We start from the raw sequence: 24,398 nt of genomic DNA, 5'->3' as shown, positions 1-24,398 counted from the left end.
AACAGATGACTCAGACATCGCCGGTGGCCACCCTGTGCGAGGCGTTTCAGCGCACGGCCGCCATCGACCCGGACGCGGTCGCGGTGCGCACGGTCGGCGGGACGCAGACCCTGACCTGGCGCGACTACGCCGAGCAGGTGCGCCGCGTGGCGGCCGGCCTGGCCGGGCTCGGGGTGCGCCGCGGCGACACGGTGTCGCTGATGATGGCGAACCGGATCGAGTTCTACCCGCTGGAGGTCGGGGCCCAGCATGTGGGCGCAACGTCGTTCTCGGTGTACAACACCCTGCCCGCCGAGCAGCTCGGCTACCTGTTCGGCAACGCGGGCACCAAAGTCGTGATGTGCGAGCAGGCCTATGTCGAGACGATTCGGGCCAGCGGAGCGGAGATCGAACACATCGTCTGCGTCGACGGGCAGCCCGACGGCACCTTGTCGATCGAGGACCTGGTGGCCGCCGGCGACGACGACTTTGACTTCGAATCCGCTTGGCGAGCAGTACAACCCGACGATGTGGTGACGCTGATCTATACCTCCGGGACCACCGGCCTGCCCAAGGGGGTGGAGATGACGCACACCAATCTGCTGTTCGAGGCAGCTGCTCTCGACGCCGTGCTCGGGGTGCGCTTCGGAGACCGGATCACCTCCTACCTGCCCTCGGCGCACATCGCCGATCGAGCCATGGCCCTCTACAACTCCGAGATCGCCGGAGTGCAGGTGACCGTGGTACCCGACGCACGCCAAATCGGTGCGGCGCTGCCGGATGTGCGGCCCACGATTTGGGGTGCGGTACCGCGGGTGTGGGAGAAGCTCAAGGCGGCAACCGAATTCGCTGTCGCGGGGGAGCCGGACGACAATCGCCGCGCCGCGTTGCAGTGGGCGCTGGCAGTCGGCGCGAAGCGGTCCGCGGCGCAACTGGCCGGTGAACCCGTTCCCGACGAGTTGGCTGCGGAGTGGGCGCAGGCCGACGAGCTGGTGCTGTCCAAGCTTCGAGCGAAGCTGGGCCTGGACGAGCTGCGGTGGGCGGTGTCGGGCGCGGCGCCGATCCCCAAGGAGACCATCGCGTTCTTCGCGGGCCTCGGGATTCCGATCTGCGAAGTCTGGGGTATGTCGGAGCTCAGCTGTGTGGCGACGACCGTTCATCCACGCGACGCCCGGCTCGGTACGGTCGGAAAGTTGTTGCCCGGACTGGAAAGCCGCATCGCCGACGACGGGGAGTTTCTGGTGCGCGGCCCCCTGGTGATGCGGGGCTACCGCAAAGAGGCGGCCAAGACCGCCGAGGCGATCGACGCCGACGGATGGCTGCACACCGGCGACATCCTCGAAGAGGATGCCGATGGCTATCTGCGGGTGGTCGACCGCAAGAAGGAACTGATCATCAACGCCGCAGGCAAGAACATGTCGCCGGCGAACATCGAGAACGCCATCCTGGCGGCCTGCCCGATGATCGGGGCGATGGTCACCATCGGTGATTCCCGGCCCTACAACACGGCGCTGATGGTCTTCGACGCCGACTCGGTGGCGCCGTATGCCGCTGCCCATGGACTGTCGGCGGCGACACCGGCCGCGCTGGCCGCTGATCCGAGGGTGATCGCGCAGATTGCGGCGGGCGTGGCGGAGGGCAACGCCAAGCTGTCACGGGTGGAACAGATCAAGCGCTTTCGGGTATTGCCTGCACTCTGGGAACCCGGTGGCGACGAGGTCACTCTGACGATGAAGCTCAAACGGCGGCCGATCGCGACGAAATACGCCGAGGAGATCGAAAGCCTCTATGCCAGCGAGCCGGGACCCCAGGTGCATCAGCCCCGAGTCCCCGAAGCGGCCGCACCGACCTCCGCACTCTGACAGGAGAACGCCACGTCGCCAACGGTTTTCACGTTCGGCCACGGCACCGCGGACCGGGGCGCAATCAGCGCGCTGCTCCTTCGTGCCGGTGTGCAAGGCCTCGTCGACGTGCGCACCGCTCCGGGGAGCCGGCGCAATCCTGACACTGCGCGTGAGGAGATGCAGCGCTGGCTACCCGAAGCCGGTATCGGCTACCGGTGGGAACCGCGGCTCGGCGGCTGGCGACGGATCAAGGGGCAGAGCCCGGATATCGGCTTGCGCAATGACTCGTTCCGGTCCTACGCGGGCTACATGCGCTCGGAGGACTTCCAGTCCGGAATCGATGAGCTCGTGGCCGAAGCGGCAGTTGAACAGGTTGCGGTGATGTGTGCCGAAACCCTGTGGTGGAGATGCCATCGCAAGCTGATTGCCGACTATCTCACGCTGGTGCGCGGAATCGAGGTGCGGCACCTGATGCACGACGGCAAGCTGCTGGACCACCGCCCGACCGCCGAAGCCCGAGTTGCTGGCGATGTCCTGGTCTATGACGGCCCGGCTGGCGAGCCCGAATAGGCTGCGCTCAGCGTTGCGACGGACGTCGCGGATGTTGCAGGCCCAGTACGAGCCACACCGCGGCACAGGCACCCGCGGCGGTCAGCACCGCAGCCGCGGCGTTGGATGTGACGGCGCCCACAATCAGCAGGGTGACCAAGCCGATGCCCAGCGCAACCAATTTGTAGGCCGGCCAGGGCACGCCGGCGATGGGCACTTGCTGCCCGAAGAGCTCGGCGGTAGTCATAGATTTAACGGTACGCGATAACCAATTGTTAGGCCAGCCGAAATCTGTTGGTCGGATCATCGTGTCGGGTCGCCGGACTACGCTGGCGGAATGCCTCTGAGCGGAGAATACGCACCCAGCCCGTGGGATTGGTCTCGAGAGAACGCAGAGAAGTACATGGCCTCCGGTGGCACCGAGGGCACCGAGATGCAGGGCATGCCGGTGGTGCTGCTCACCACCGTCGGAGCCAAGACCGGCAAGCTGCGCAAAACGCCGCTCATGCGGGTGGAGCACGAGGGTCAGTACGCGATCGTCGCCTCGCTGGGCGGCGCCCCGAAGAACCCGGTCTGGTACTACAACGTCGTCAAGAACTCGCGGGTCGAACTGCAGGACGGCACCGTCACTGGCGACTACGACGCCCGCGAGGTATTCGGCGACGAGAAGGCGACGTGGTGGGAACGTGCGGTGGCGGCCTACCCGCCGTACGCGGAGTACCAGGAGAAGACCGATCGCCAGATCCCGGTGTTCGTGCTGACCCCGGTGGGCTGAACCCCCTGCTGGGTGACACCATATTGCGGTGTCCGCCGAACTGCGCCAGAACCGAAGTGGCTCCAATTCAGGCCCCGCGCAGGGCCCGTTGAAGGGTCCGTTGACCGCGGCCGACATCGACGCGGCGGCCAAGCGGATCGCCGGCGTGGTCGCCCCCACCCCGTTGCAGCACAGCGACCGGCTCTCAGAGCTGACCGGTGCCGACGTGTATCTCAAGCGCGAAGACCTGCAGTCGGTGCGGTCCTACAAGCTGCGCGGCGCCTACAACCTGCTGGTCCAACTCAGCGAATCCGAGCTCGCCGCCGGCGTGGTGTGCTCGTCGGCCGGCAACCACGCGCAGGGATTCGCCTACGCCTGCCGGGCGCTGGGTGTCCACGGCCGGGTCTACGTGCCGGCCAAAACCCCGAAGCAGAAGCGTGACCGCATCCGCTACCACGGCGGCGAACTCATCGAGCTGATCGTCGGCGGCGCGACTTACGACCTGGCCGCGGAGGCGGCCCTGGCCGATGTCGCCCGCACCGGTGCCACCCTGGTGCCGCCCTACGACGACCTGCGGACGATGGCGGGCCAGGGCACCATCGCGGTGGAGATCCTCGACCAGCTCAACACCGAACCGGACCTGGTGATCGTGCCGGTCGGCGGCGGCGGCTGCATCTCGGGCATCACCACCTACCTGGCGGAGCGCACCGCCAACAGTGCCGTGCTGGGCATCGAACCGGCCGGAGCCGCCTCGATGATGGCTGCGCTGGCCGCTGGGGAACTGGTGAGCCTGGACCATGTCGACCAGTTCGTCGACGGGGCGGCCGTCCGGCGCGCCGGTGCGTTGCCGTACGCCGTGCTGTCCGGAGCCGGCGACATGGTGTCGGTGACCACCGTCGACGAAGGTGCGGTGTGCACCGCGATGCTCGACCTGTACCAGAACGAGGGGATCATCGCCGAGCCGGCGGGCGCCCTGTCGGTGGCCGGCCTGCTGGAGGCTGACATTTCCCCGGGTTCGACGGTGGTGTGCCTGATCTCCGGTGGCAACAACGACGTCTCCCGGTACGGCGAGATCCTGGAGCGCTCGCTGGTGCACCTGGGCCTCAAGCACTACTTCCTGGTCGACTTCCCCCAGGAACCGGGGGCGCTGCGGCGCTTCCTCGACGAGGTTCTCGGGCCCGGCGACGACGTCACGCTGTTCGAGTACGTCAAGCGCAACAACCGGGAGACCGGTGAGGCCCTGGTCGGCGTGCAACTGGGGTCGGCCGCCGATCTCGACGGACTGCTGGAGCGCATGCGCACCTCGGAGATCCACGTCGAGCCACTGGAGCCCGGCTCTCCGGCGTATCGCTACCTGCTGTAGAGACGCGGATCCGCCGCAGCAGGTGAGCTCCGGGCGCCGAACGGGTAGCCGACGCCTCATGGTGTCATCGGAGACAACGCGCATGGATGAAACCGACGTCCGGCGGGTTCTCGATATCGCCCTGCGATTCGGGCAGCTGCTGTTGGGCTCACAGGCGGGAACCGCCGACGTCGCCTCGAGCATGCTCGCCATCGCCACCGCCTACGGGCTGCCGCAGACCCAGGTGGACATCATGGCGAACTCGATCCGGGTGTCGGTACCGCGAGGGGTGCCGGGCGCCCCGGTCACCGCGATGTATCTGGTGCAGTCGCGCTCACTGGACTACACGCGGCTGCAGCTGGCCACCGATCTCGCCGAGCATGTCGTGAACACGACGCCCGATCCCGAGTGGGTGCAGCAGCAGCTGGACATCGTGAACCGGGCCGCCCATCCCTATCCGCGGTGGGTCGCCACCGCCGGCTGGGCGGTGATGGCCGGTGGCTTCGCCGTACTGATCGGCGCCGGTCCGCTGGTGGCCCTGGTTTCGGCGGTCACCACCGCCCTGATCGACCGGATCGGCCGTGTCCTCAACGGCTGGCAGCTGCCACTGCTGTTCCAGCAAGTCGTCGCCGCCGCGGTGGCGACCGGGGTCGCCATCAGCCTGCACGCCGCCGGCTGGCTGCCCGACGGAACCCCGGTATCGCCGGTGGTGGCCGCCAACATCGTGGTGCTGTTGTCCGGGCTGGCCACCGTCGGCTCGGTGCAGGACGCGATCACCGGCTACCAACTCACGGCCGTCTCGCGGGGCATGGACATCCTGCTGCTGTCGGTCGGCATCCTGGTCGGCGTCTCGATCGCGGTGCAGATCGGCGGGGCGTTCGGAGTGCAAGTCCGGGTGAGCCCGGAGATGCCGGTCGCGGCGCTGAGCGTTCCGGTGTACCTACTGGCCGGCGCGATCGGTGCGGCCGCCGCCGCTGTCGCGGGCTATGCGCAACTCAAGGCGGCCCTGGCGGCCGGACTTGCCGGGGCGACCGCAACGTTGCTGTTCTTCGGGCTGCAACTGGTGCAGGCCAATCCGATCGTGAGCTCATTTGCGGCCGCCGCGGCGACCGGTCTGGTCGGCACCCTGCTTGCGCCCCGGCTGCGTGTCACGCCGCTGGTGATCATCATGGCCGGCATCATCCCGCTGGTTCCCGGGCTGACCCTGTTCCGCGGCTTCGTGCAACTGGTCAACGGGCAGCCCAACGCCGGAGGCTCACTGGGGATGGCCGCCGGGCTGGCACTGGCCCTCGGCGCCGGCGCGGTGTTGGGGCCGCTGTTGGCGCCCTCGGTGCGGCGCGAACTCAGCCGCTACCACCTGCGCGGGCGCGGACATGCCACGCGTCGCATCCGCAGCCCGTATCGCATTCCGCAGCTGGCCGGTATTCGTTACTTCGGGCGCCGGGCGGCCTAGCTCACCGGCTCTTGCGCAGGACCGTCAGCGACCGTCCCGTCACCGTCACGGCCTGGCCGGCGTCCACCACCAGGTCGGTACTGCCGTCCGGATGAGCGGTGTCGATCACCGCGGTCCAGACCTGCGCGTAGTCGGTATTGGGCGTGACGAAGTCCACCGGTGTGTCACCGGCGTTGAAGCACAGCAGAAATGAGTCGTCGACGATCCGCTGCCCGCGGGCATCCGGCTCCGGTAGCGCTTCGCCGTTGAGGAAAACCATGACGCACCTGCCGAATTCGCTGCCCCAATCCTCCTGGGTCATCTCGTGGCCGGCCGGGGTCAGCCAGGCGATGTCACGCACCTCGTCGCCGCCACGGATCGGCCGGCCCTCGAAGAACCGGCGCCGGCGAAACACCGGGTGCGCGGTGCGCAGCGTGGTCAGGGCCCGGGTGAACGCCAGCAGGTCGGCGTTGCGCTCGGCCAGCGTCCAGTCCATCCAGGACAACTCGGAGTCCTGGCAGTACACGTTGTTGTTGCCCTGCTGGGAGCGGCCCATCTCATCGCCGTGCAAGATCATCGGGGTGCCCTGGCTGATCAGCAGGGTCGCCATGATGTTGCGGACCTGATGGGCCCGCAGGGCCAGGATCGCGGGGTCGTCGGTCGGGCCCTCGACACCGCAGTTCCACGACCTGTTGTGACTCTCACCGTCACGGTTGTCCTCGCCGTTGGCTTCATTGTGCTTCTCGTTGTAGGACACCAGGTCCGCCAGCGTGAAGCCGTCATGGCAGGTGACGAAGTTGATGCTGGCGCTGGGACGCCGCCCGGTCGCCTCGTACAGGTCCGAGGAGCCGGTGAGGCGGGAGGCGAACTCACCGAGGGTCTCCGGCTCGCCGCGCCAATAATCCCGCACCGTGTCTCGGTACTTGCCGTTCCATTCAGTCCACAGCCCGGGAAAGTTACCCACCTGGTAGCCGCCCTCGCCGACGTCCCAGGGCTCGGCGATCAGCTTCACCTGGCTGACCACCGGGTCCTGTTGCACCAGGTCGAAGAACGCGGACAGCCGGTCGACGTCGTGCAGCTCCCGAGCCAGGGTGGAGGCCAGGTCGAAGCGGAAGCCGTCGACGTGCATCTCGGTCACCCAGTAGCGCAACGAGTCCATGATCAGCTGCAGGGTGTGCGGATGACGGGCGTTGAGACTGTTGCCGGTGCCGGTGTAGTCGGTGTAGTGCCGCAGATCGTCCTCGTCGAGACGGTAATAAGCGGCGTTGTCGATACCGCGGAAGTTGATCGTGGGGCCCAGGTGGTTGCCTTCGGCGGTGTGGTTGTAGACCACATCGAGGATCACCTCGATCCCGGCCTGGTGGAACGCTCGAACCATCGCCTTGAACTCGGCCACCGCACCGCCGGCCTGGCGGCTGGCCGCGTACTCGTTGTGCGGTGCGAAGAAGCCGAAGGTGTTGTACCCCCAGTAGTTCCGCAGGCCCAGCTGCAGCAGCCGCTGATCGTGCAGGAACTGGTGGACCGGCATCAGCTCGATGGCCGTGACGTTCAGCGACTTGAGGTGGTCGATGATCACCGGGTGCGCCAGCCCGGCGTAGGTGCCGCGCAGTTCGGCGGGAATGCCCGGGTGGGTCTGGGTCATGCCCTTGACGTGCGCCTCGTAGATAAGCGTCTGGTGGTACGGGGTGCGTGGTGACCGGTCGGCCGCCCAGTCGAAGTAGGGGTTGATCACCACGCTGGTCATGGTGTGGCCCAGCGAGTCGAGCCCGGGGGGCGGCGCACCGTTGTCGGGATCGGCGAGGTCGTAGGAGAACAGCTCCGGACCGAAGTCGAAAACGCCGTGAAAGGCCTTCCCGTACGGGTCCAGCAGCAGCTTGCCGGGATCGCAGCGCTGGCCCGCGGCCGGGTTGAACGGTCCGTGCACCCGGAAGCCATAGTGCTGCCCGGGCCCGACGCCGGGCAGGTAGGCGTGCCAGACGTAGCCGTCCACCTCATCGAGACCGATCCGGGTCTCGGCGTGGTCGCGGTCGTCGATCAGGCAGAGCTCAACACGCTCGGCCACCTCGGAGAACACCGCGAAGTTGGTGCCCGCTCCGTCGTACACCGCGCCCAGCGGATAGCTGTTTCCGGGCCACACCGTAGGCGCGGACGGCTCTGGTATGGGCTCGGGGCCCGACTCAGCCGACGACACCGCTCGACCTTATCCGCTTTCCCGGCATCCGCCGCCGAGCGTGGCCGGGTTCACCACCAGCCGGTGGCCACACCCATCTGGCGACCGAGCTCTCCGGTCATGGTGCGCATGTAGGTCGCCGACAGGTGATGAGAGTCGTGATAGACCAGCACATTCCCCTCGACCGCGCGGCAGATCTCTTTGTCGCAGACGGCGTCCGAGAGGTCCAGCGGCTTGAGCAGCGGGAATTTGCCGACGAAGTCCAAGGTGGGATTGCGCTCGACGAGCACCTCGGAGCGTTTGATGCCGCAGGATTCCGCGTCGCCGCCGGAGGCCAGGCAGTCCGCCGGCTGAAACGGGTCGCCGTCGCGCACCAGCCACGGCGTGTCACGGACTCCCAGGATGGGAATGTGGTTGTCCGACAGCTGCTTCCAAATCCCGATGTAGGTTCCCGGCATCACGTCGCCGGGTTTGATGTTCCACGGCCGGGTGGCGGTGGTGAACACGAAGTCCGGGTGGTCGGCGATCAACTTGTTCATCGTCTTGCCCACCCACTCGTAGCACTGTGGGTAGGGGGCGTTGTTGCCCATGATCAGCGGGACCTTCTCGGTGGACAGCGGGCAGCCCATCTTGAGGTAGGTGACGACTTTGAAGTGGTGCCGCTGGCCGAGGATGTCCAGCGCGGGCAGCCAGTGCTCGGCGTGCGATCCGCCGGCGAGCGCGACGGTCCGGGTCGCCTCTTTGTCGCCGTAGGTGCAGTTGATCAGGTCCGGGTTGGTGAAGTTGCTGATACAGCCCTCCCGCGTGGAGCGCGGCAGGTCCTTCTTGGCCTCCAGGATGGTGGGCCGCATCCGCAGTTTGGGGACTCGCTTGTGCTTCAGCAGAGCGCGGGCGCCGGGGTAGTCATCCTTGCTGAGTTTGACCAGCTCGGTGCCGCTGGCGCGTTGCACAGTGACATGCTCTCGCCAGGAGAACGACGTCGCCGTCAACGCGACCCCCAGCAGCACCACCGTCGAACCCAGCACCGACGTCGGACGCCGCCACCAGCCGGCTGCGGGCTTGCGCCACCGCGGGCGCAGCACCGCCGCAGCGCCCGCACCGGCCGGCTTGCGGTAGCGCAGCGGATCTTCGACGAACCGGGTGGTCAGGTAGGCCAACACGCCCGACACCAGCAGGATCACCGCGCCGTCCAGCAGACTCGCGTGCCGATGGCCGCTGTAGGACAGCCAGAAGATCAGCAGCGGCCAGTGCCAGAGGTACAACGAGTAGGCCATCGAGCCGAGCGTCACCAGCGGCGCCGCCGCCAGCCACCGGTTGGGCCACGGGAGTTTGGCACCGGTGCTCGGGTGGGCTTGCCGGTTGGCCCCGGCCAGGATGAACGCCACCGTGGCGCCGACCGGCACCAGCGCCCACGGGCCGGGGAACTCCCGCACCCCTTCGATCAGTGCCCCGCAGCTCAGGATCGCCGCCAGCGCCAGGGTGGCGACCACAGTGCGCAGCCACATCGGCCAGCGGATGTAGGGGACCAGTGCCCCGACCAGCGCGCCGATCAACAACTCCCAGGCGCGGGCGAAGCTGTTGTAGTAGGCCAGCGACTGATTGGCCTGGTGCGCGACGATCGCATACCAGAACGAGGCCACCGTCAGTGCCGTGAGCAGCACGACGAACGCGGCCCGCAGGTGCCGGCCGAGCACCCGGCGGAACAGGAAGGCACAGCCGAAGACCAGCAGCAGGAAACTGAGGTAGAACTGGCCCTGCACCGACATCGACCAGATGTGCTGCAGCGGGCTGACGGCCTCCCCGGCCTGCAGGTAATCGGCGGCGCTGCGGGCCAGTTCCCAGTTCTGGTAGTAGCCGAGGCTGGCCAGGCTCTGGTCGGCGAAGGTCTCCCAGCGGGTCTGCGGCTGGATCAAGATGGTCAGCACTGCACAGGCGGCCAGCACCACCACCAGGGCGGGCAGCAGACGGCGGACCAGGCGGGTCAGGTCGGGGATCGGCGACAGCGACGAGGCCGGGTTCAGCGCGACCCGCAGCAGTTTGCCGCCGAAGAAGAAACCGGAGAGCGCCAGGAAGACGTCCACCCCGCCGGACACCCGCCCGAACCAGACGTGGAACACCGCCACCAACGCGATGGCGACGCCCCGCAGGCCATCGAGGTCATGCCGGTAGAAGCCCTCTTTGCGGGTGCCCAGCACGGCGGCCGGCCCGGGGGCCGGCACCGAGCCGGACGCGGGTTCCGCAACAGGTGTTACCGCCGGTCGGGGCGGGGACAGGGCAATCATGATCGCCCGACAATCTACCTAACCGGCCTGGGGAAACCGCACTGGAGAGCGTTGTGATGTCGACCGAGTCGGTCAGGAGCCGAGCACCCGGGTCAGGTAGGGGACCATGTTGGAGGTGCGGGCCGGCGAGACGGTGACGGCGGGGCTGGTGCCCTCGATCATCTGGTTGTTGCCCAGGTACAGCGCGACGCTCTGGGTTCCGCCCGGGCCGTAGCACAGCAGGTCGCCGGGACGGGCTTGCGCGGGCGGGACCTTCTGGCCGACGCTGCACTGCTCGCCGGAGGTGCGCGGCATTCTGATCCCGGCACCGGCGAACGCGTACTGGATCAGGCCGGAGGCGTCGAAGCCGACAGTGGTGGTGTCCGGGATGTCCTCGGTGGGTGCCAGCGTGGTGCCCGGCAGACCCGGGGTGGCGCTTGCCGGCATCCTGGGGCCGCTGGGTGTGCTCGGGAGGCTGGCGCGGCCGGTGATGTCGGTCAGCGAGCTGCGGGTGGTGGCAGCCCGGGCCCGCGCGCTGTTGGTGGGCCCGTTGACGTCACCGCCGCCGTAGACGAAGGGCACACCGCGCTGTGACAGGGCACGTTGGATCACGCGTTCGACGAGCTGGTTCTGGCCGGTCTGTGACAGCGGGTCGGCGTAGGCGGGCGCGGCACTCAGCGCCGGGGCCAGGGCCGCCGCCAATGCGATCGCGGTAGTGCAGACGCGTTTCATCTTCGAACAACCCCCTTCTGGGCCGATATTCACGGCAGTATCACTCGTCACTTCTGTCACAGAGCCTACCGGCGTTTACGCGCAGTCAGCCGTCCCGGGAGAGATATTGCGCAACCTGTGACCCAACGGTTACGCCGGCGGCCACTACTGTCGTCAGGCATGCCCGCGTTGAGTCCCGACCAGATCAGCGCGATCGACGCCGCACACCTGTGGCACCCCTACAGCACGATCGGCGCCGAATCTCCTAGGCCCATGGTGGCGCTGACCGCCCGGGGCGCCTACCTGACCCTGGCCGTCGACGGCTCGCCGGTCGACGTACTCGACGCGATGAGCTCCTGGTGGACCGCGATCCACGGCCACGGCCACCCCGAACTGGATGCCGCGCTGACGGCGCAACTGGGCACCATGAGCCACGTGATGTTCGGCGGGCTCACCCACGAACCCGCTGCCCGGCTGGCTCAGCTGCTGGTGGAGATCACCCCGGCGGGGCTGGACACGGTGTTCTTCTCCGACTCGGGTTCGGTGTCGGTGGAGGTAGCGGTCAAGATGGCGCTGCAGTACTGGCGCGCGCGCGGCCGCGGCGCCAAACACCGGCTGATGACCTGGCGCGGCGGCTATCACGGGGACACCTTCACCCCGATGAGCATCTGCGACCCCGACGGCGGCATGCACTCGCTGTGGCGTGATGTCTTGGTGGCTCAGCTGTTCGCCCCGCAGGTGCCCCGCGAGTACGACCCGGATTACAGCGCGGCGTTCGAGGCGCAGCTGGAACAACACCGCGATGAGGTGGCGGCCGTGGTCGTGGAACCGGTGGTGCAGGGCGCCGGCGGTATGCGTTTCCACGATCCGCGTTACCTGGCCGACCTGCGCGACGCCTGCACTCGCCAGGGCGTACTGCTGATCTTCGACGAGATCGCCACCGGATTCGGCCGCACCGGTGAGCTCTTCGCCGCCGACCACGTGGGCGTGAGCCCCGACATCATGTGTGTCGGCAAGGCCCTGACCGGTGGCTATCTCAGCCTGGCTGCCACCCTGTGCGGCACCGAGATCGCCCACACGATCAGCGGCGGCGAGGCCGGCGCACTGATGCACGGGCCGACGTTCATGGCGAACCCGCTGGCCTGCGCCGTCTCGGTGGCCAGCACCGAGCTGTTGCTGCGTCAGGACTGGCGCGCGTCGGTCGCCGGGATCGGCGCCGGGTTGACCGCCGCCCTGGCACCCGCGCGTGAGCTGCCCGGAGTCGCCGATGTTCGGGTCTGCGGCGCCATCGGGGTCATCGAATGCCGGGAGCCGGTGGACCTGGCCGTTGCCACGCAAGCCGCGCTGGCCCACGGGGTGTGGCTGCGCCCGTTCCGCAACCTGGTCTATGCGATGCCGCCCTACGTCTGTACGCCCGAGGAGATCGCCCGGATCGGCAGCGCGATGGTGGGCGTCGTGCATGCCTTAGCCTGAACGGTGTTCAAGTCGTCTCGAGACCGCACAGGGAGCGCCGCGTGACCCGCACCGATGTGTCGCCACTGGCCTGGCTGGCCGAGGTGGAGCAGCGGCGTCGCCAGGCCGGCCTGCGACGTTCACTGCGGGTGCGGCCCGTGGTCACAGGCGAACTGGACCTGGCGTCCAACGACTACCTCGGCCTGGCCACCCACCCGGCTGTCATCGCCGGCGGCATCGAGGCGCTGCAGACCTGGGGCGGCGGCGCCGGGGGGTCGCGTCTGGTGACCGGCAACACCGAACTGCATCAGCAGTTCGAACAGCAGTTGGCCGATTTCGTCGGCGCGCCAGCGGGTTTGGTGTTCTCCTCGGGCTACACCGCCAACCTCGGTGCGGTGGTCAGCCTGTCCGGTCCGGGTTCGCTGTTGGTGTCCGACGCCTACTGTCACGCATCTCTGGTGGATGCCTGCCGGCTGTCGAAGGCGCGGGTCGTCGTCACCGGTCACCGTGACGTGGATGCGGTCGGCGCCGCACTGGCGGGCCGGACCGAAGAACGCGCCGTGGTACTCACCGAGTCGGTGTTCAGCACTGACGGTGCGCTGGCCCCGCTGCGGCAGCTGCACGAGGTGTGTCGCCGGCACGGCGCGCTGCTCATCGTCGATGAGGCGCATGCGCTGGGCGTGCGCGGCACCGGTGGGCGCGGGCTGGTGCACGAAGTAGGGCTGGCCGGGGCGCCCGATGTGGTGATCACCACCACGTTGTCCAAGGCCCTGGGCAGTCAGGGCGGCGCGGTGCTGGGGCCCGTTGAGGTTCGCGACCACCTCATCGATGCCGCCCGCACCTTCATCTTCGACACCGGCCTGGCCCCGGCGGCGCTCGGTTCGGCGTCGGCCGCCCTGGATGTGCTGGTCGCCGAGCCGTCCCGCGCCGGCGACGTACTGCGGCACGCCAGCGTGCTGGCCGAGATCTGCGGGCTGGACCACCAGCCGGAATCCGCGGTGGTCTCGGTCATTCTCGGCGAGGCGGAGGCAGCGGTGGCCGCCGCGACCGCCTGCCTGGATGCCGGGGTACGGGTCGGCTGTTTCCGGCCGCCCACCGTACCGGCCGGCACGTCGCGGCTGCGGTTGACCGCGCGGGCTTCGCTGACCGCCGATGATCTGGAGCTGGCGCGACGGGTGCTGCGCGACGTGCTGCGCGACCATCCCGCCTTGTCGTCATGACCGTCCTGGTCATCACCGGCACCGGCACCGGGGTGGGCAAGACGATCGCCACCGCTGCGCTGGCCGGCGCCGTCCGGCAGGCGGGCCTGGCCGTGGCGGTGTGCAAGCCGGTCCAGACCGGCACCGCCGACGGCGACGACGACCTGGCCGAGGTCGGCCGGCTGTCGGGAGTCACCGAACTGTTCGCCGCCGCCCGCTACCCGGCGCCGCTGGCCCCGGTCGCCGCGGCCGAACAGGCCGGCATGGCGCTGCCGACCCGGGCGGAGCTGCTGGCGCTGATCCGCGACGGCGACCAGCCGGGGCGACTGACCCTGGTGGAGGGCGCCGGCGGCCTGCTGGTCGAGCTGGCCGCCGACGGCGTCACCCTGCGTGATCTGGCCGTCGACCTCGGCGCCGCCGTACTCGTGGTGGTCGACGCTGAGCTGGGCACCCTGAACCACACCGCATTGACCCTGGAAGCGCTTGCCGGGCAAGGATTATCGTGCGCCGGATTGGTGATCGGCAGTTGGCCGGCGCAACCCGGTCCGGCCGCCACCAGCAATCGCGGGGCATTGGCCCGGCTGGCGCCGGTGCGCGCCGTGCTGCCGGCAGGGGCCGGGGCGCTGGGTGCCGCGGACTTCGCCGCCATGAGCACTTCAGCGTTCGACACCGACTGGGTGCGCACCCTGGCGGGCTGAGCGGTGGTGCACTCGATCGAGCTGGTCTTTGACGCCGACACCGAGACCGCGGTCCGGCGGATCTGGACCGACCTGGCCGCCGCCGGGGTGCCCAGTCAGGCGCCGGCCGCCCGCCCGCACGTCACCCTGGTGGTCGCCCAGCGCATCGATCCGCAGGTCGACGCCGCGCTGTCGACGGTTGCCGACCTACTGCCGATGGACTGCACCCTGGGCGCGACGCTGATCTTCGGCCGTTCCCACGGGGTGCTGGCACGGCTGGTGGTGCCGACGTCGGCACTGCTGGAGCTGCACGAGCGGGTGTACCGGTTGTGTGCGCCCCATCTGATTCCCGGCCCGATGGCCAACGTAGCGCCCGGCCAGTGGACGGCGCACACCACGCTGGCCCGCCGGGTCGGTCCGGCTCAGTTGGGCCGGGCTCAGCGCATCGCCGGCCGGTCCGACATCACCGGGCGGTTTGTCGGGCTGCGACGGTGGGATGGCAACGCGCGCAACGAATATCCGATCAGCTGACGATGAGCCCTGCGCGCGCCGCCAAGCCGTCGATCAACAACCCCAGCCCGAATGCGAACGCACTGCTGGGGTCGGCCTCGGGCGTGATCTCGGCGGCGCCGGCGGCGTCCCACTGCAGGCGGGACTGCTCATCGGCGGTGAATCCCAAGACGTAGTAGACGACGGTGCGGGCGACCTGCCCGGCCTGATCGGGGTGCACGCCCGCGGCCGTCGCCGCCTCCGCCAGCAGCGCCAGGATGTCGGTGGCCGCCCGGGACTGGCCCGCCGCCATGCTGGCCGACACCAGTTCGGCGCCGTCGGTGTGGGACAGCAGCGCATCCCGCAGTCGCTCGCCCACGGTCTGGATTCGCCACTGCCAGCTGCCCGGGCCGGGGTCTGCACAGGCGGGAGCCAACACGCGGTCGGCGACCGCACCCAGTAGCTGCTGCTTGTTGGCGAAATGCCAGTACAGCGCGCTGGGGCTGACATTGAGCTCGCGCGCCAGCCGGCGCATCGACAGATCGGCGATGCCGTAGTCGTCCAGGATGGTGGTCGCCGCGGCGACCACGTCAGGTTTGTGCAGCTGCACCCCGCTAGCCTAACCTGAACACCGTTCAAGTCTTGAGGGGAGCACGCGTGACCGACGACATCCTGGCATTGGCCCGGGAACAGGTACTGGAGCGCGGCGAGGCGTTGCGTCGGGATCAGGTTCTCGAAGTGCTGCAGCTGCCCGACGACCGACTCGACGAGCTGCTGGCGTTGGCCCACGAAGTCCGGATGCGGTGGTGCGGCCCGGAGATCGAGGTCGAGGGCATCATCAGCCTGAAAACCGGTGGCTGCCCGGAGGATTGTCACTTCTGCTCGCAGTCCGGGCTGTTCTCCTCACCCGTGCGCAGCGCCTGGCTGGATATTCCCAGCCTGGTCGAGGCGGCCAAGCAGACGGCCAAGACCGGCGCCACCGAATTCTGCATCGTCGCCGCGGTACGCGGGCCCGACGAGCGACTGCTGGCCCAGGTCGCCGCGGGTATCGAAGCCATCCGCAACGAAGTCGACATCCAGATCGCCTGTTCGCTGGGCATGTTGACCCAGAGGCACGTGGACAAGCTGGCCGCGATGGGCGTGCACCGCTACAACCACAACTTGGAGACCGCCCGGTCGCACTTTCCCAACGTCGTCACCACCCACACCTGGGAAGAGCGCTGGGAGACCCTGCGCATGGTGGCCAAAGCCGGCATGGAGGTCTGCTCCGGCGGCATCCTCGGCATGGGCGAGACGCTGGAGCAGCGCGCGGAGTTCGCCGCCGATCTGGCCGAGCTGAACCCCGACGAGGTACCGCTCAACTTCCTCAACCCGCGCCCGGGCACCCCGTTCGGCGACTTGGAGGTGCTGCCGGCCGCCGACGCGCTGCGGGCCGTCGCCGCGTTCCGCTTGGCGCTGCCGCGCACCATGCTGCGCTTCGCGGGCGGCCGGGAGATCACGCTGGGCGACTTGGGCGCCAAGCAGGGCATCCTGGGCGGTATCAACGCCATCATCGTCGGCAACTACCTGACCACCCTGGGCCGGCCGGCCGAGACCGACCTGGAACTGCTCGACGATCTGCAGATGCCGATCAAGGCACTCAACGCCACCCTGTGATGGTGCGCGACCTGCCCGCTCCGGTTGGAGCCGGCGTCTACAACGTCTACACCGGGGTACAGATCGACGATCCCGCCGGGGCATCGCTGCCCACGGCCGCCCAGCTGGGCCTGGAGCCGCCGCGATTCTGCGCCTCCTGCGGACGCCGGATGATGGTGCAGGTGCGCCCGGACGGTTGGTGGGCCAAGTGTTCGCGGCACGGCCTGGTGGATTCGTCGGAACTGGAAGCGCAGCGGTAGCCGGTCCCTTGACGACCCGATGGGTGACGCCGATCGCTGAATCGATAGGGAAACACCCGGTTTATCTTTGCCGTCGGGCCTCCTAACGTCGGATGCGTTCACGAGCAACCGGAGGAACGCATGATGAAAACCAAGGTCAAATATTCATCGTCGCTACCGCTGACTCTGGCGATCACCGGATTGGCCGCCGCCTTTCCGGCGCCGGCGGTAGCCGATGACCTGCCCTACGGCCCCGACACCTGCGTGCAGGGCTTTGTCTGGCGCGAGGCACGTGGCGGCGACGACGTGTGCGTAGCGCCAGGAATCCGGGATGACACCGCCCGACAGAACGCGAGTGCCGCCCAAAACCGCGAGCCGAATGGCGGCGCCTACGGCCCGGCCACCTGCAAGGCGGGTTTCGTGTGGCGCGAGGCATTCGACGGTGACACCGTCTGTGTCGACCCCGGCGTTCGAGACCAGGCAAAGCGGGACAACGCCGCCGCCCAATCCCGGTATCAGCGCAATCACCCCGATCCGCAGCCGCGAGAGCGGCACGAAGACAACGAACCGCCGTCCGGTGCCCCCGCCGGCACCGCGGGCAGTGGCGATCCGCTTGACGGGCCCAACGCCTGCAACCCGAGCCAATTTCAGCAGCAGGCGGGCCAGAAATACGACACCGACGCCTGCATGCTCGCCCCGGATTAATCCCCGATCCCTGCCGGGTCCCCACAGGCAACTGCGGCGAGCTGCCGCTGCCGAGGCCGCTAGGACGGGACCTTCGGTGCGATCTTGTGCGCCAGGTCCACCGCGGCCGCGTTGGCCTCTTCGGCCGACAGTCGTAGCACCGCCACCTGCACCGTGTTCGACCGGTCGCCGGCCGCGAACCCGACTTGCCCGGAACCCATGTAGCGCATGCCGTCGGGTCCGGGGGTGAAGCCGTACACCGGATCGACGGGCGGCAACGTGTTGTTGGGCGCGGTTCCGGGATTACCGATTTCCAGCGACACCGATTCGTAGGTCTCCCGGTTCTCCCACGTGCATTCGCCCATGTCCGGACGGATCGACGTGGACTTCCCCTGCACCGTCGTACCGAGCAGCGCAGCGATGTCCTGGGCCGGCACCATCGCGCAGGCGTCGATGGGTGCGGCAGCCGCGCTCGAGACGTTCCTGTCGGGTTTGCTGTCGCGCTTGCCGGCATCGCTGTCGCGCGCGCCTGATCCGCAGGCGACCGCCCCGCACAACACCGAGCACAGCAGCAACGGCACCAGTCTTGCCGCCCCGGGCTTGTCGAGTTCGACCATGAGCCGACCGTATCGATTCGGCCAACGGCGGTGAATCAGGCGTTTCCCTACGAATTGGGGGCGCCCGGATGGGTCCGGGCGGCCCGGTAGGGTTGGTCGACCGTTCGAGGGGAAGGTGTGGGCAGGTGGTTGAACCGTCGGCAGTCGGCGAGGTCGCTCGACGAGAGCCTGCCCCACGTACCACCCGGACTCGGGCGTTCTTCTTGATGGCGGCCGGGCTGACCGCCGTCGGCCCGCCGGTGGGCGCGTTGTGGGCGTGGGTGGCCCCGCCCATTCACGGCGTGGTGGCACTGACCCGCAGCGGAGAACGGGTGCAGGCCTACCTGGGCAACGAAGCCGAGCACTTTTTCATCGCACCGTGCCTGCTGCTCGGACTGTTGAGCGTGGTGGCGGTGGTGTCGGCCACGCTGGCCTGGCAGTGGCGGGCGCATCGGGGACCGGGCATGATCGCGAGCCTGTCGGTGGGGCTGAGCGCCGGGGCGGCGCTGGCGGTGCTGACCGGCACCGTCCTGGTGCACCGCCGCTACGGCACCATCGACGTGGATGCCGCACCGGTGAGTCCCGACCACCGGGTGCACTACGTGGCGGAGGGACCGCCGGTGTTCTTCGGGCACACGCCGCTGCAGATTGCGGCCTCACTACTGTTGCCGGCAGCCACAGCGGCGCTGGTGTACGGCCTGTGCGCCACGTGGAGCACCCGTGACGACCTCGGCGGCTATCCGCCAGAACCCGTCCGGCGACCGCAACCGGCCGTCACAGCGGAAGTCGGCGCACCGCCCCGCCGGTGATCACCCGGGTCGCTATCACGCCCAGGCGCACCAGCCCGAGGTAGGTCTTGGGGTTCAGCAGCGCCGGCCACGCGCTGCTCACCTGTGCTTGCGGCAGCGGCCGGTTGGCGAACCGATCGCGCAGCCACTCCAGCACCATCGGTGCCGACAGCGGGTGCAACAGGATGTGCTCGCTGAGCAGGTCGCGGTGGTAGGTCAGCCGTGCGCCGCCGGCCGCGTAGGTCTCGGCGAGCGCGTCGATGTCGTCGACGGAGATCACCTGGTCGTGGATGGCCTGCAGCATCAGCACCGGCGGCGTCGGCACGGCGCCGCCCAGCCTGGTGTCATTGAAGACATGCTGTACCACCGGGGTCTCCACCAGTTCGTTCAGCGGCTTGTCGATGTAGGAGCTCAGGGAACGGTGGTGTAGCCGCAGTACCGCGGCCGCGGTACTGGTCGACTCCAGCTTGCGCATCAGCGCACGTCCGTCGGCGGTGGCGTGTTCCTCGACGAACGTGTCGAGTTCGGGGTAGACCCGCCTCAGGGCGGCGATCATGAGTGCCGGCAGGCCCGACCAGAACGATCCGTTCAGTCGTAACAGGGTGTTGCCCAGGTCGCCCACCGGTGAGCCGAGCGCAACGCCGACGATGTCGAGGTCGGGGGCGTAGTCGGCGCAGACCTCGGCCGCCCATGCCGTGGACAGGCCGCCGCCGGAATAGCCCCACAGGCCCACCGGGGCGTCGGGGGACAAGTCCAGCTGGTCGGTGCTCAGCGCGGCGCGTAGCCCGTCGAGCACGTAGTAGCCGGGTTCATACGGTGCTCCCCAGTGGCCGAATCGGCCCTCATGGTCGGGGATCGACACCGCCCACCCCTGCGACAGGATGGCCGCGATCAGCACGAATTCCAGCTGCGTGAAAGACCCGTGCGCCCGGGCGCGGCGGCGCAGCGCAAAGGACGGGAAACACCGGCCGTCGACCGCGTCGATCGCGCACTGATACGACACGATCGGACACGGCCGGGTCCGATCCCGATCGGTGGGCACCACCACGGTCGTCACCGTCACCTGCGGGACGTCGTTCCGGTCGACGGTGCGGTAGAGCAGCTGGGTGGCCTGCAGCTGCTGCGGGATCAGGCCCAGAAAGGCCAGCTCGACGTCGCGGGAGCGCAGCACGGTGCCCGGCACGGCGTGCTGGAAGCCCGCCGGTGGCTCATAGAACGGATCCTCGGCCGGCTGCAGGGGGCGTTCGCCGGATTGCAGCGGCTGATGCGGGGCCTGCCCGATCCACTCGACAGATGTTTCGCGGGCCAGACTGTCGACGTCCATCCCGGCATTGTTGCTTAAGAGGGCGTTAAGATTCCAGTCGACTCACCCGGGCGGCCGCAATGCGGCGAATTCGTCGGTGACGCGAAGTTCGGAGTCGGTGAACCGGTATCGGGCCGCCGGCCGGCCCCCGCTACGCCCCGAACGGGCGGTGGTACCGGTGCGGGTGATCACTCCGCGGCGCACCAGCACCCGCTGCAGGTTGGTGGCATCGACCTGGTAGCCCAATACGACGCTGTAGATATCCCGCAGTGTCGAGAGGATGAATTCCGTTGGCGCCAAGCCGAATCCAATGTTCGTATACGACATCTTGGCGACCAGGCGACTATGCGCGTGTGCCACCATCGGCCCGTGGTCGAACGCCATCGGCGGCAAGTCGTCGACGGGATGCCAGTGGGTGTCGCTCGGTAGCTCGGGGTCGGCAGGGGAGGGCACCAAGCCCAGAAACGTCGACGCGATGGTGCGCACGCCGGGCACCCGGCCTGGGTCGGAGAACACAGCCAGCTGCTCAAGGTGGGCGATCTCACGCAGGTCGACCTTTTCGGCCAGCTGGCGGCGGGCCGATGCCGTGACATCCTCGTCATTGCGCAGGATGCCACCGGGCAGCGACCACCGGCCAGACTGCGGTTCGCGCGCACGTTCCCACAGCAGCACGTTGAGTCGGGGTCGGCGCTGGTCAAGGCCGCCAACCTGGAAGACCACCGTGAGCACTTCGTGCGCGGTGCTAGTATGGACCATGTTTTCGATTATAAGTCGAAAACCTGTTTTGAGAAGGAGTCACTCATGACCACCCTCACCGACAGCGGTGTGCGGGCAAGCAGCCTGGCCGACCGCATCGTGAACTCGCCGGCGGGCTACAGCGGTATCGAACCCGACGAGGAGTGGGTGGACGAGGTTCTCCGACTCAAAAAGGAACGCAACGCGACGATCCTGGCCCACAACTACCAACTGCCGGCGATCCAGGACATCGCCGACCACGTCGGGGACTCCCTGGCGCTGGCCCGCATCGCGGCCACCGCCGCCGAGGACACCATCGTGTTCTGCGGTGTGCACTTCATGGCCGAGACGGCCAAGATCCTGTCACCGGACAAGACGGTGCTGCTGCCCGACACCCGGGCGGGTTGTTCGCTGGCCGACTCGATCACCGCCGAGGAACTGCAGACCTGGCGCAATGAATACCCAGACGCGGTCGTGGTGTCCTACGTGAACACCACCGCGGCGGTCAAGGCACTGACCGACTACTGCTGCACCTCGTCGAATGCCGTCGATGTGGTCAACGCGATCGATCCGGACCGTGAGGTGCTGTTTCTTCCCGACCAGTTCCTGGGCCAGCACGTCAAACGGGTCACCGGCCGTGACAACATCCACATCTGGGCCGGCGAATGCCACGTGCACGCCGCCATCAACGGCGACGAGCTCGAGGAGAAGGCGCGGGCCAACCCGGACGCCGAACTGTTCGTGCACCCCGAGTGCGGCTGCGCGACGTCGTCGCTGTACCTGGTCGGCGAGGGTCATTTCCCCGAGGAGCAGGTCAAGATCCTGTCGACCGGCGGGATGCTCGAGGAGGCGGCGCGGACCGGCGCCCGCAAGGTGTTGGTGGCCACCGAGGTCGGCATGATCCACCAGCTGCGCAAGGCTGCGCCGCAGGTCGACTTCGAAGCGGTCAACCGCAAGGCGGCCTGCAAGTACATGAAGATGATCACCCCGGCGGCCCTGCTGCGCAGCCTGACCGAAGGCGCCGACGAGATCCACGTCGACCCCGAGACGGCCCGCCTGGCCGCCCGCAGCGTGCAGCGGATGATCGCGATCGGACACTCCGTCCCGGTCAGCAAGTGACCGCTGGTCCCAGCTGGCAGCAGCGGGCCGATGTCGTCGTCATCGGCACCGGCGTCGGCGGGCTGGCGGCGGCGCGGGCCGCGCACCGTGCCGGGCGCGAGGTCGTGGTGCTCAGTAAATCCGCCGCGGGCTCGGCGGCGACGGCAACGCACTACGCCCAGGGCGGGATCGCGGTGGTACTGCCGGGCAACGACGACTCGGTGGCCGCCCACGTCGCCGACACGCTGGCCGCCGGTGGCGGATTGTGTGACCGCGACGCGGTGACCTCGATCGTGGCCGACGGCTACCGTGCGGTCTCCGACCTCGCCGCTGCGGGTGCGGTGTTCGACCGGGATTCGGACGGAAACTGGGCGCTGACCCGCGAGGGCGGGCACTCACGGCGTCGCATCATTCATGCCGGCGGCGACGCGACCGGAGCCGAGGTGCAACGTGCCCTGGACCACGCCGCGGCCGCGCTGGATGTGCGCTGCGGTCAGGTGGTGTGTGAGATCCTGCGCGACGCCGATCGGGTCACCGGTGTGCTGGTGGCCAACGCCGACGGGATCGGCGTGATCCACGCTCCGTCGGTGGTGCTGGCCACCGGCGGTCTGGGCCACCTGTACCGGGCGACCACCAATCCCGGTGGGGCGACGGGCGACGGGGTGGCGCTGGCGCTGTGGGCCGGAGTCGCGGTCAGTGACCTGGAATTCATCCAGTTTCACCCGACGATGCTGTTCTCGGGGGCCGGCAACGGCAGCGCCACCGGTGGGCGCCGGCCGCTGATCACCGAGGCGGTACGCGGGGAAGGCGCCAAGCTGATCGACGCCCGCGGCGCCTCGATCACCGAAGGGGTGCACCCGATGGGGGACCTGGCTCCGCGCGACGTGGTTGCGGGGGCCATCGACGCTCGCCTGCGCGAGACCGGCGACGACTGTGCGTATCTCGACGCTCGCGGGATCGACGGCTTCGCGGAGCGCTTCCCGACCGTCACCGCGGCCTGCCGGAACGCCGGTATCGACCCTGTGCGCCAACCGATTCCGGTGGTGCCGGGAGCGCATTACAGCTGTGGTGGCGTGATCACCGACGTCACCGGCCGCACCGAGTTGCCCGGCTTGTTCGCCGCCGGCGAGGTGGGCCGAACCGGCATGCACGGCGCCAACCGGCTGGCTTCCAACAGCCTGCTGGAAGGGCTGGTGGTCGGTGACCGCGCCGGCGCTGCGGCCGCGGCGCACTCGGCGTCCGTGGGCCGGACCGAGGCCGTGCTGCCCGAGACCGCCGGGCACGCCGTGGTGAACCGGCAGACCCTGCAGGACGCGATGTCACGCGACGCCTCGGTGGTCCGCGACGCGCACGGGCTCGCGCGGCTACAGGAGCTGCTGGCGGGCGCCGAAGCACGCCACGTCACCGACCGGGCCGGAGTCGAGGACGCCGCACTGACCCTGGCCGCCCGGGTGGTCGCAGCGGCGGCGTCGGCTCGCACCGAGAGCCGGGGCTGCCACCACCGGGCCGAATACCCGGCCGCCGACCCCGCTCAGGCCCGCAGTTCCACCATCCGGCTGCGCGACGGAGTAGTCGCGCTCGAGACACCCGCGGGAGTCGCATCGTGATGCTGTCCGAGACCGAACTCGACGAGGCGCGCCACGTCATCGCCCGCGCGCTCGACGAGGATCTGCGCTACGGGCCCGATGTCACCACCGCCGCGACGGTCCCCGCCGGCGTGACAGCCGAAGCGGCCATGGTCACCCGCGTGCCCGGGGTGATCGCCGGGGTCGACCTGGCCCTGCTGGTGCTCGACGAGGTTCTCGGAGCCGACGGCTACCGAGTATTGGACAAGGTGGCCGACGGCGCCCGGCTTCCGGCCGGCGCATCGGTGCTGAGCTTGCAGGCGGACACCCGCGGCCTGCTGACCGCCGAACGCACCATGCTCAACCTGGTCTGCCATCTGTCCGGGGTCGCCACCGCCACCGCGGCCTGGGTCGACGCCGTAGACGGCACGTCGGCGCGCATCCGCGACACCCGCAAGACGTTGCCCGGCCTGCGGGTGCTGCAGAAGTACGCGGTGCGTGTCGGTGGCGGGGTGAATCACCGGATGGGTCTGGGCGATGCCGCGCTGATCAAGGACAACCATGTTGCCGCGGCGGGTTCGGTGGCCGCGGCGCTGCGGGCGGTCCGGGCGGCCGCCCCCGACGTGCCCTGCGAGGTCGAGGTGGACTCGCTCGAGCAGTTCGACGAGGTGCTCGCCGAGGCACCCGAGCTGGTGCTGCTGGACAACTTCGAGGTCTGGCAGACGCAGATGGCGGTGCAGCGGCGCGATTCGCGCGCACCGGGTGTGCTGCTGGAGTCATCTGGTGGGCTGACCCTGGACAGCGCGGCTGCCTACGCCGCCACCGGAGTCGACTACCTGGCCGTGGGAGGCCTCACCCATTCGGTGCAGGTGCTCGACATCGGGTTGGACATGTAG

24 protein-coding genes are annotated in these 24,398 nt (G+C 68.9%); 16 read left to right on the top strand and 8 right to left on the bottom strand.

Going from position 1 to position 24,398, the window contains the following annotated elements; all coding sequences use genetic code 11:
• The first annotated feature begins 5 nt into the window (after positions 1–5).
• Both fadD11 and K3U94_RS12250 read left to right on the top strand, forming a co-directional pair.
• Positions 6–1,841: a fatty acid--CoA ligase FadD11 gene (gene fadD11 / locus K3U94_RS12255; RefSeq protein ID WP_220693897.1), complete on the top strand. Its 1,836-nt coding sequence runs from the start codon at positions 6–8 to the stop codon at positions 1,839–1,841.
• 63 nt (positions 1,842–1,904) lie between these two features.
• Positions 1,905–2,393, top strand: coding sequence for a DUF488 domain-containing protein (locus tag K3U94_RS12250; RefSeq protein WP_220696778.1), 489 nt, complete (start codon positions 1,905–1,907; stop codon positions 2,391–2,393).
• 7 nt (positions 2,394–2,400) lie between these two features.
• Here K3U94_RS12250 and K3U94_RS12245 read toward each other — a convergent pair whose 3' ends face one another.
• Entirely contained in the window at positions 2,401–2,619 is a 219-nt protein-coding gene (locus K3U94_RS12245) for a hypothetical protein (protein ID WP_220693896.1), read from the bottom strand.
• A 90-nt stretch (positions 2,620–2,709) separates the two neighbouring features.
• Here K3U94_RS12245 and K3U94_RS12240 point away from each other — a divergent pair, with 90 nt between their 5' ends.
• From K3U94_RS12240 to K3U94_RS12230, 3 genes are all read left to right on the top strand, one after another.
• Positions 2,710–3,147, top strand: a complete 438-nt coding sequence (locus K3U94_RS12240) for a nitroreductase family deazaflavin-dependent oxidoreductase (protein WP_047317931.1) — start codon at positions 2,710–2,712, stop codon at positions 3,145–3,147.
• A 28-nt stretch (positions 3,148–3,175) separates the two neighbouring features.
• Positions 3,176–4,489 (top strand): threonine ammonia-lyase IlvA, encoded by a 1,314-nt coding sequence (ilvA, locus tag K3U94_RS12235; protein ID WP_434084869.1) that lies wholly within the window; start codon positions 3,176–3,178, stop codon positions 4,487–4,489.
• An 82-nt stretch (positions 4,490–4,571) separates the two neighbouring features.
• Positions 4,572–5,921 carry a threonine/serine exporter family protein gene (locus K3U94_RS12230; protein ID WP_220693895.1) on the top strand — a complete coding sequence of 450 codons (1,350 nt, stop codon included), beginning with the start codon at positions 4,572–4,574 and terminating at the stop codon, positions 5,919–5,921.
• Between the two features lies 1 nt (position 5,922).
• On the opposite strand, the gene glgX is transcribed toward K3U94_RS12230, so the two are convergent.
• From glgX to ripD, 3 genes are all read right to left on the bottom strand, one after another.
• Entirely contained in the window at positions 5,923–8,091 is a 2,169-nt protein-coding gene (gene glgX / locus K3U94_RS12225; protein ID WP_220693894.1) for a glycogen debranching protein GlgX, read from the bottom strand.
• Between the two features lie 50 nt (positions 8,092–8,141).
• Positions 8,142–10,352, bottom strand: a complete 2,211-nt coding sequence (gene sucT / locus K3U94_RS12220; RefSeq protein ID WP_220693893.1) for an acetyltransferase SucT — start codon at positions 10,350–10,352, stop codon at positions 8,142–8,144.
• Positions 10,353–10,424: 72 nt separating this feature from the next.
• The gene (gene ripD / locus K3U94_RS12215) at positions 10,425–11,063 is read right to left on the bottom strand and encodes an NlpC/P60 family peptidoglycan-binding protein RipD (protein WP_220693892.1); all 639 of its coding nucleotides are present in this window, start codon (positions 11,061–11,063) and stop codon (positions 10,425–10,427) included.
• 159 nt (positions 11,064–11,222) lie between these two features.
• Here ripD and bioA point away from each other — a divergent pair, with 159 nt between their 5' ends.
• Genes bioA through K3U94_RS12195 form a run of 4 tightly spaced genes read left to right on the top strand, consistent with a single transcriptional unit; the run spans position 11,223 to position 14,901 of the window.
• Positions 11,223–12,515, top strand: coding sequence for an adenosylmethionine--8-amino-7-oxononanoate transaminase (gene bioA, locus K3U94_RS12210; protein WP_220693891.1), 1,293 nt, complete (start codon positions 11,223–11,225; stop codon positions 12,513–12,515).
• Positions 12,516–12,556: 41 nt separating this feature from the next.
• On the top strand, positions 12,557–13,714 hold the full coding sequence (gene bioF / locus K3U94_RS12205) for an 8-amino-7-oxononanoate synthase (protein WP_220693890.1): 1,158 nt from the start codon (positions 12,557–12,559) through the stop codon (positions 13,712–13,714).
• Positions 13,711–14,391 carry a dethiobiotin synthase gene (gene bioD / locus K3U94_RS12200; RefSeq protein WP_220693889.1) on the top strand — a complete coding sequence of 227 codons (681 nt, stop codon included), beginning with the start codon at positions 13,711–13,713 and terminating at the stop codon, positions 14,389–14,391. Before bioF ends, bioD begins: the two co-directional genes overlap by 4 nt.
• A gap of 3 nt (positions 14,392–14,394) precedes the next feature.
• Positions 14,395–14,901: a 2'-5' RNA ligase family protein gene (locus K3U94_RS12195; protein WP_220693888.1), complete on the top strand. Its 507-nt coding sequence runs from the start codon at positions 14,395–14,397 to the stop codon at positions 14,899–14,901.
• Here K3U94_RS12195 and K3U94_RS12190 read toward each other — a convergent pair.
• The gene (locus tag K3U94_RS12190; protein ID WP_220693887.1) at positions 14,894–15,469 is read right to left on the bottom strand and encodes a TetR/AcrR family transcriptional regulator C-terminal domain-containing protein; all 576 of its coding nucleotides are present in this window, start codon (positions 15,467–15,469) and stop codon (positions 14,894–14,896) included. The two genes, K3U94_RS12195 and K3U94_RS12190, sit on opposite strands and share 8 nt — an antisense overlap.
• A 47-nt stretch (positions 15,470–15,516) precedes the next feature.
• Here K3U94_RS12190 and bioB point away from each other — a divergent pair, with 47 nt between their 5' ends.
• The 3 genes from bioB to K3U94_RS12175 all read left to right on the top strand — a co-directional run bounded on the left by bioB (position 15,517) and on the right by K3U94_RS12175 (position 17,438).
• Positions 15,517–16,515, top strand: coding sequence for a biotin synthase BioB (gene bioB / locus K3U94_RS12185; RefSeq protein ID WP_167344258.1), 999 nt, complete (start codon positions 15,517–15,519; stop codon positions 16,513–16,515).
• Positions 16,515–16,754, top strand: coding sequence for a biotin synthase auxiliary protein BsaP (gene bsaP, locus K3U94_RS12180; protein WP_220693886.1), 240 nt, complete (start codon positions 16,515–16,517; stop codon positions 16,752–16,754). Before bioB ends, bsaP begins: the two co-directional genes overlap by 1 nt.
• A gap of 123 nt (positions 16,755–16,877) precedes the next feature.
• Complete coding sequence (locus K3U94_RS12175; RefSeq protein ID WP_220693885.1) at positions 16,878–17,438, top strand: hypothetical protein; 561 nt, start codon at positions 16,878–16,880, stop codon at positions 17,436–17,438.
• Between the two features lie 59 nt (positions 17,439–17,497).
• Here the strand turns inward: K3U94_RS12175 and K3U94_RS12170 are convergent, their stop codons facing one another.
• On the bottom strand, positions 17,498–18,034 hold the full coding sequence (locus K3U94_RS12170) for a hypothetical protein (protein ID WP_220693884.1): 537 nt from the start codon (positions 18,032–18,034) through the stop codon (positions 17,498–17,500).
• Positions 18,035–18,159: 125 nt separating this feature from the next.
• On the opposite strand from K3U94_RS12170, the gene K3U94_RS12165 reads away from it, so the two are divergent.
• A complete protein-coding gene (locus K3U94_RS12165) occupies positions 18,160–18,822 on the top strand; it encodes a DUF2567 domain-containing protein (RefSeq protein WP_047317918.1) in 663 nt (220 codons plus the stop codon).
• Here K3U94_RS12165 and K3U94_RS12160 read toward each other — a convergent pair.
• Together K3U94_RS12160 and K3U94_RS12155 are read right to left on the bottom strand one after the other, a co-directional pair.
• Positions 18,788–20,125: a lipase family protein gene (locus K3U94_RS12160; protein WP_047317917.1), complete on the bottom strand. Its 1,338-nt coding sequence runs from the start codon at positions 20,123–20,125 to the stop codon at positions 18,788–18,790. The genes K3U94_RS12165 and K3U94_RS12160 overlap by 35 nt on opposite strands.
• A 42-nt stretch (positions 20,126–20,167) precedes the next feature.
• Positions 20,168–20,860, bottom strand: a complete 693-nt coding sequence (locus K3U94_RS12155; RefSeq protein ID WP_220693883.1) for an NUDIX hydrolase — start codon at positions 20,858–20,860, stop codon at positions 20,168–20,170.
• A gap of 45 nt (positions 20,861–20,905) precedes the next feature.
• On the opposite strand from K3U94_RS12155, the gene nadA reads away from it, so the two are divergent.
• From nadA to nadC, 3 genes are read left to right on the top strand one after another with little or no spacing between them, the layout of a single operon-like run.
• Positions 20,906–21,958 carry a quinolinate synthase NadA gene (gene nadA / locus K3U94_RS12150; protein WP_047317915.1) on the top strand — a complete coding sequence of 351 codons (1,053 nt, stop codon included), beginning with the start codon at positions 20,906–20,908 and terminating at the stop codon, positions 21,956–21,958.
• On the top strand, positions 21,955–23,544 hold the full coding sequence (locus K3U94_RS12145) for an L-aspartate oxidase (protein WP_220693882.1): 1,590 nt from the start codon (positions 21,955–21,957) through the stop codon (positions 23,542–23,544). Before nadA ends, K3U94_RS12145 begins: the two co-directional genes overlap by 4 nt.
• On the top strand, positions 23,544–24,398 hold the full coding sequence (nadC, locus tag K3U94_RS12140) for a carboxylating nicotinate-nucleotide diphosphorylase (RefSeq protein ID WP_047317913.1): 855 nt from the start codon (positions 23,544–23,546) through the stop codon (positions 24,396–24,398). The genes K3U94_RS12145 and nadC overlap by 1 nt, the downstream gene beginning before the upstream one ends.

This window comes from Mycolicibacter heraklionensis, assembly GCF_019645815.1.
GTDB classification, from domain to species: domain Bacteria; phylum Actinomycetota; class Actinomycetes; order Mycobacteriales; family Mycobacteriaceae; genus Mycobacterium; species Mycobacterium heraklionense.
The sequence above is the reverse complement of the archived record's forward strand: the minus strand, read 5'-3'. Positions and strand labels throughout refer to the sequence as shown.

Bases quoted from the DNA above. Each gene is read 5' to 3' on its own strand.
- nadC (WP_047317913.1), top strand. From the start codon at position 23,544: ATGCTGTCCGAGACCGAACTCGACGAGGCGCGCCACGTCATCGCCCGC.
- K3U94_RS12160 (WP_047317917.1), bottom strand. From the start codon at position 20,125: ATGGACGTCGACAGTCTGGCCCGCGAAACATCTGTCGAGTGGATCGGG.
- K3U94_RS12170 (WP_220693884.1), bottom strand. From the start codon at position 18,034: ATGGTCGAACTCGACAAGCCCGGGGCGGCAAGACTGGTGCCGTTGCTG.
- K3U94_RS12240 (WP_047317931.1), top strand. From the start codon at position 2,710: ATGCCTCTGAGCGGAGAATACGCACCCAGCCCGTGGGATTGGTCTCGA.
- ripD (WP_220693892.1), bottom strand. From the start codon at position 11,063: ATGAAACGCGTCTGCACTACCGCGATCGCATTGGCGGCGGCCCTGGCC.
- nadA (WP_047317915.1), top strand. From the start codon at position 20,906: ATGACCACCCTCACCGACAGCGGTGTGCGGGCAAGCAGCCTGGCCGAC.
- K3U94_RS12175 (WP_220693885.1), top strand. From the start codon at position 16,878: ATGAAAACCAAGGTCAAATATTCATCGTCGCTACCGCTGACTCTGGCG.
- K3U94_RS12155 (WP_220693883.1), bottom strand. From the start codon at position 20,860: ATGGTCCATACTAGCACCGCGCACGAAGTGCTCACGGTGGTCTTCCAG.
- K3U94_RS12230 (WP_220693895.1), top strand. From the start codon at position 4,572: ATGGATGAAACCGACGTCCGGCGGGTTCTCGATATCGCCCTGCGATTC.
- sucT (WP_220693893.1), bottom strand. From the start codon at position 10,352: ATGATTGCCCTGTCCCCGCCCCGACCGGCGGTAACACCTGTTGCGGAA.
- fadD11 (WP_220693897.1), top strand. From the start codon at position 6: ATGACTCAGACATCGCCGGTGGCCACCCTGTGCGAGGCGTTTCAGCGC.
- bioA (WP_220693891.1), top strand. From the start codon at position 11,223: ATGCCCGCGTTGAGTCCCGACCAGATCAGCGCGATCGACGCCGCACAC.
- K3U94_RS12245 (WP_220693896.1), bottom strand. From the start codon at position 2,619: ATGACTACCGCCGAGCTCTTCGGGCAGCAAGTGCCCATCGCCGGCGTG.
- bioD (WP_220693889.1), top strand. From the start codon at position 13,711: ATGACCGTCCTGGTCATCACCGGCACCGGCACCGGGGTGGGCAAGACG.
- bsaP (WP_220693886.1), top strand. From the start codon at position 16,515: ATGGTGCGCGACCTGCCCGCTCCGGTTGGAGCCGGCGTCTACAACGTC.